A 4,425-nucleotide genomic window follows, 5' to 3' on the forward strand; every position below is an offset into this window, starting at 1 on the left:
TTGTTCAGAGCTTCCCTAATGGCCTGCCACTCATCCACCGAGCCCCGGCAGGCGTGGATGGCACCGCAAGACGCCGCAGCCGACAATGCGCTGCGGCCTGCTGGCTGAGCCAGCAATGGCATGTGCCGGGTCTGGGTCCTCACGCCGGTGGATGGCAGCTAACGGGGCGCCGTGCATGGCGCTGTGCGGCAGGGGGACACCTGCCGCACTCTGGGGAGCGCTGTTGTGGACGGCCCTCATGCTCGTCTGCCAACACTGCGGCACGCCTTTTGTCGGCCAGCACCAGGGCCTCCCCAATGCCGCGCCCAGGCACTAAGATGCCGCCAGCATCTTGCCTGACCAGGAGTCCACGTTGATCATCCATCCCAAAGTGCGCGGCTTCATCTGCACCACCACGCATCCGCTTGGCTGCGAGCGCAATGTGCTCGAGCAGATCGCCGCAACGCGTGCGCGTGGCGTCCGCACTGACGGCCCCAAGAAAGTGCTGGTGATCGGCGCGTCCAGCGGCTACGGCCTGGCCTCGCGCATCACCGCTGCCTTCGGATTCGGTGCGGACACGCTGGGCGTGTTCTTCGAAAAGCCCGGCACCGCGAGCAAGGCCGGCACCGCCGGCTGGTACAACTCGGCCGCCTTCGACAAACATGCCAAGGCCGCGGGTCTGTATAGCAAGTCGATCAATGGCGACGCGTTTTCCGATGCCGCGCGCGCGAAGGTGATCGAGCTGATCAAGACCGAGATGGGCGGGCAGGTCGACCTGGTGGTGTATTCGCTGGCCTCGCCGGTGCGCAAGCTGCCGGGCAGTGGCGAAGTGAAGCGCTCGGCGCTCAAGCCGATCGGGCAGACCTACACCGCTACTGCCATCGATACCAACAAGGACACCATCATCCAGGCCTCGATCGAGCCGGCCAGCGCGCAGGAGATCGAAGACACCGTCACCGTGATGGGCGGGCAGGACTGGGAATTGTGGATCGACGCGCTGGACGGCACCGGCGTGCTCGCCGACGGCGCGCGCAGCGTGGCCTTCAGCTATATCGGCACCGAAATCACCTGGCCGATCTACTGGCATGGCGCACTCGGCAAGGCCAAGGTGGATCTGGACCACACCGCGCAGCGCTTGAATGCGCGCCTGGCCAAGCGCGATGGCGGCGCCAATGTGGCGGTGCTCAAGTCCGTGGTCACCCAGGCCAGCGCGGCCATTCCGGTGATGCCGCTGTACATCTCCATGGTCTACAAGATCATGAAGGAGAAGGGCCTGCACGAAGGCACCATCGAGCAGCTCGACCGCCTGTTCCGCGCGCGCCTGTACCGCGAAGACGGCCAGCCGGCGCAGGTAGACGATGAAAACCGTCTGCGCCTGGACGACTGGGAATTGCGCGACGACGTGCAGGACGCCTGCAAGGCGCTGTGGCCGCAGGTCACCACCGAGAACCTGTTCGAGCTCACCGACTACGCCGGCTACAAGCACGAGTTCCTCAAGCTGTTTGGCTTCGAGCGCACCGATGTGGATTACGACGCCGACGTGGCGACGGACGTCACCTCCGATTGCATCGAGTTGGGGTGATTGCCGGGATTAGGGATTGGGGATTAGGGATTCGCAAGAGCGGTGTCTGCATCGCTGATCTTCAGCGGACCCGAACGTTTTTCGCAAGGACAACCGGCACGCGATGCTGGTTGTCCTTGCCGTGACGAATCCCAACTCCCTAATCCCAAATCCCCGCCCTCCATGGACGAACTGTTCGCCTTTCTGTTGCTGGCCGTTGTGGTCAGCGTGGCCTGCGCCATATTGCTGGGCTTCGTCAGGTTGTACTGGTCATTGAAGGCGATCGCCAATCTGTTGATCACCACGGCCGTCGTCTGCGCCGTGGTGATGCAGGACGGCTCTGCACCGTCCCGGACCACGCCTTGTTGGTCACGCCGTTCTTCAGCGTCCCAGCGACGCTATGTGTAATGTTGCTGAGCGCAGCACTCAGATAGATCACCAACAAACGTCGCACCCGTGCACTCGCCTGAAACATGTAAGCGCTGTCAGCCACGGGCGCATCATCCCTGAGCGCACCGCGCTGCGAGCAGCACGCCCGGCCAGAGCACCGAATCTCCGGCGCTGTTGCCAATCCTCAATCCCGACTCCCCAATCCCGGCGCGTCAGCGCCTCACATCAAACCGCGCATCGCCCACGCAGGCCTGCACATCGGCCACCGACAGCGGATTGAAATCGCCCGGGATCGAATGCTTCAAACAGCCGGCGGCCAGGCCGAAGCGTACCGTGTCCTCCAGCGACCAACCCTCGATCAGGCCGTGCAGCACGCCGGCCGCAAACGCGTCGCCGCCGCCAATGCGGTCGATGATGGGGGTGAGTTCTTCGCTGGGCGCACGCGCCACCGCGCCACCGCGCGGCACCAGCATCGCGCCCAGGCTGTGGTGGTCCACGTTGTGCGCCACGCGTTGTGTGCAGGCCATCAACTGCAGCTGCGGAAACGCCGCGAAGGCTTGCTGCGCGGCCGCTTCCACGCGCGCTTCCAGCGTGTCCTGGGCAAACTCGCCGCCCAGCACCACGCCGATGTCGCGGTAATCGGCAAACACCACATCCGCGCAGGCAAACAGCTGATGCAGGATGCCGCGCGCATCGCCCTGCCAGCGTTGCCACAACTTGGGCCGGTAATTGCCGTCGAACGACACCTTCACCCCGGCCGCACGCGCGGCACGTGCCGCCGCCAGCGTGGCCTGCGCCACCTCGGCACCCAATGCCGGGCTCACCCCGGACAGGTGCAGCCACTGCACGCCTTCCAGCAGGGCCGGCCAGTCGTAGGCATCGACCGGCGCCAGCGCAAACGCCGAGTCGGCGCGGTCGTAGATCACTTCGCTGGGGCGCTGGATGGCACCGGTGGTCAGGAAATACAGGCCCATGCGGCCATCAACCCGCCGCACGTGGCGGGTATCCACGTCATGCCGGCGCAGTTCGCCCAGCACCGCAGCGCCCAACGGGTTATCCGCCACCGTGCTGACCATGGCCACCTCATGGCCGAAATGCGCCAGCGAGACGCCGACGTTGGCCTCCGCGCCGCCGCAGTGCACATCCAGCCGAGGCTGCTGCAGCAGGAGCTCATGACCAGGCGCCCCCAGGCGCAGCAATAACTCACCAAAACACAGGATACGTGCACGGCTCATGCGGCAATTACCTCGGCTGGGTGGTGCGTGACGGGTGGGGGCGCCGTCGCGCACGAAGATGACCATCGGTGTCATTCTAGCCGGCGAGAAATGCCGGCTGCTACGGCAATGATGCGACGTGAAGTGACCGCTTGCATCGGTTTTTCGGAAATTTGGTGGCGTTTTGCGCTGCGCTGCCAGATGTTACGGGACGATTCAGCTGGTGACGTCGTTCTGACTAGCGGTGTCATTGCCGCTCTCAACCCGCTATCCCACATTGTTCATGGGCCCTTGGGAGGGGAGGACATGCAATTTCGGACCACCAGCCGGAAGATACCGGTTACCTTGCTTGCGCTGTCGATCGGCCTGGCGCTGAGCGGCCAGGCTGCCGCACAAGACGCCGCCCAATCGCCCGCCGAGCCCGCCGTGGACCTGGACACTTTCACGGTGACCGGTTACCGCGCCAGCGTCGAGAAGGCCCTGGACATCAAGCGCAGCGAGGCCGGCGTGGTCGATACCATCGTCGCCGAAGACATCGGCAAATTCCCCGACCTCAACCTGACCGAGGCGCTGCAGCGCATTCTTGGCGTGGTGATCACCCGCGACGCTGGCGAAGGCCGCGCCATCACGGTGCGTGGCCTGGGCCCGGAGTTCACCCGCGTGCGCATCAACGGCATGGAAGCGCTCACCACCGTGGGCGCCGGCGACCAGAGCGGCGGCACCAACCGCGGCCGCGGCTTCGACTTCAACGTCTTCGCTCGGACCTGTTCTCGCAGCTGATCGCCCGCAAGACGGCCTCGGCCGTTGTGGAAGAGGGCTCGTTGGGCGCCACCGTCGACCTGCGCACCGCGCGCCCGTTCGACTATAGCGGCTTTACGTTTGCCGCCAGTGGCCAGGCGGCCTACAACGCCATGGCCGAGAAGGCCAACCCGCGTGTGGCCGCGTTGATCGCCAATACCTGGGCCGACAACACCTTCGGTGCCTTGCTGTCGGTGACCTACACCGAGCGGCAGGTGCTGGAAGAAGGCTCCAACAACCGCGCAGGTGCGTGTGGTGACCGAAGGCACCGCCCCAGAGATTACCGACCTCAACAATAAACTCGCTCTCCCCACCCCGGCCAAGCCGGCAACCGCAAAAAACAGTCAATAACCAGCGACACCAATCCCTTCTCCCGCACGCGGGAAAAGGTGCCCGAAGGGCGGATGAGGGCAAACCCGATAAACCCAGCAATCAATCGCGAACCTGATTAGCCCTATCCCTCAGCCATGAAAGTTGCTCGCC

At 64.8% G+C, this 4,425-nt stretch carries 2 protein-coding genes and 2 pseudogenes; 3 read left to right on the forward strand and 1 reads right to left on the reverse strand.

Going from position 1 to position 4,425, the window contains the following annotated elements; all coding sequences use genetic code 11:
• Positions 1-352: 352 nt before the first annotated feature.
• Both fabV and XAXN_RS16630 read left to right on the forward strand, forming a co-directional pair.
• On the forward strand, positions 353-1,561 hold the full coding sequence (fabV, locus tag XAXN_RS16625; protein WP_054320384.1) for an enoyl-ACP reductase FabV: 1,209 nt from the start codon (positions 353-355) through the stop codon (positions 1,559-1,561).
• Between the two features lie 162 nt (positions 1,562-1,723).
• A pseudogene (locus XAXN_RS16630) lies at positions 1,724-1,974 on the forward strand (hypothetical protein).
• Positions 1,975-2,142: 168 nt separating this feature from the next.
• Here XAXN_RS16630 and XAXN_RS16635 read toward each other — a convergent pair.
• The gene (locus XAXN_RS16635; protein WP_054320385.1) at positions 2,143-3,165 is read right to left on the reverse strand and encodes a sugar kinase; all 1,023 of its coding nucleotides are present in this window, start codon (positions 3,163-3,165) and stop codon (positions 2,143-2,145) included.
• Between the two features lie 285 nt (positions 3,166-3,450).
• On the opposite strand from XAXN_RS16635, the pseudogene XAXN_RS16640 reads away from it, so the two are divergent.
• A pseudogene (locus tag XAXN_RS16640) lies at positions 3,451-4,199 on the forward strand (TonB-dependent receptor plug domain-containing protein); the annotation flags it as partial.
• Positions 4,200-4,425: the final 226 nt, after the last annotated feature.

Origin of the sequence: Xanthomonas axonopodis (genome assembly GCF_001304695.1) — a bacterium.
GTDB lineage: Bacteria > Pseudomonadota > Gammaproteobacteria > Xanthomonadales > Xanthomonadaceae > Xanthomonas > Xanthomonas axonopodis.

What these genes read in the sequence shown, in the direction of transcription:
- XAXN_RS16635 (WP_054320385.1), bottom strand. Translation starts at nt 3,165, where the DNA reads ATGAGCCGTGCACGTATCCTGTGTTTTGGTGAGTTATTGCTGCGCCTG.